Here is a 1,089-nt window from a genome sequence, read left to right on the forward strand (position 1 = left end):
AATCAGACTTTCACCGGTCGAGTGCTTCTTGTCGAAGATCACCCAGTCAACGCGATGATTATTTTGCGGTTTCTCTCACGCCTTGGAGTTGAAGTTCTCCATGCGGAGAATGGACAGCGCGCGGTTGAGGCCTGCAATGAATCCAAATACGACTTGGTCCTGATGGATCTTCACATGCCCGTTATGGATGGACTGGAGGCAACTCGTGAAATTCGAAATCGCGAGATGCTCGGCAAGAACCGGACCCCGATTTTCGCACTGACGGCGGCGGCGATGGCAGAGGATCAGAAGCTCTGCAAACAAGCCGGGATGGATGGGTTCCTACCCAAGCCCGTTCAATTCGATTCGCTACTCGGTGTTCTCTCTGCCCACCTAAGCCCAGCCAAAAAGTCAGAGGCCGCGTAGACGCTCGAACTCGGAGACGAGCTTTTCAAGCGATCGGAATCCGCCCATCCAGAACTCACTGCTGTCAAGGTCAACGCCGATGAACTCCATGAGTTCCTTGGGTGATTTGGACCCGCCCATTCTTAACAGCTTCACATAATCGTCGGCAAACGCTGGCCCCTTCTCTTTTGCAATTTGGAACAGGGACAACGCCAACAGTTCTCCAAACGAGTACGCATAGACATAAAACGGGGAAGCAAAGAAGTGGCTGACATAGCTCCACCACATTTTGTGTTGCTCTCCCAATTTGACCGAATCTCCAAACATTGCCTGAAGCTCCTCCTGCCAGATGTCACCAAACTGTTAGGGGGACAACTCACCGGTGGCACGTCTCGACTCGTGGCTGCGCTGCTCAAACCGGAACATCGCCGCTTGGCGGAAAATAGTCGCAAAAACTCCCTCGATCTTTTCTGCGTACAGAGCAAGCTTGTCTTCATCCGATGAGGCAGCAACAAGGTTTTCGAAAACAAGCATCTCGCCAAACGTAGAGGCAAGCTCTGCGAGAGGTAGTGTCCCGTGGTAATTGAAGTACGACTGCTCCCGGCTGAGCGAGGCGTGGACGCCATGCCCAAGCTCGTGGGCCAGCGTCATCACATCGCCGCTCTTGTTGAGATAGGACTGGAGCATCACAGGATGAGTGTCGGG

Annotated in this window: 1 protein-coding gene and 1 pseudogene; one reads left to right on the forward strand and one right to left on the reverse strand. The window is 53.4% G+C overall.

Annotated features, from left to right (window positions below):
• A partial coding sequence (locus RMO15_RS18615; RefSeq protein ID WP_309715180.1) for a response regulator occupies positions 1-405 on the forward strand: 405 nt, incomplete at its 5' end.
• Here RMO15_RS18615 and RMO15_RS18620 read toward each other — a convergent pair.
• A pseudogene (locus RMO15_RS18620) lies at positions 391-1,071 on the reverse strand (M3 family metallopeptidase). The gene RMO15_RS18615 and the pseudogene RMO15_RS18620 overlap by 15 nt on opposite strands.
• Between the last annotated feature and the right edge of the window lie 18 nt (positions 1,072-1,089).

It is taken from the genome of Armatimonas sp. (assembly GCF_031410135.1).
Lineage (GTDB): Bacteria > Armatimonadota > Armatimonadia > Armatimonadales > Armatimonadaceae > Armatimonas.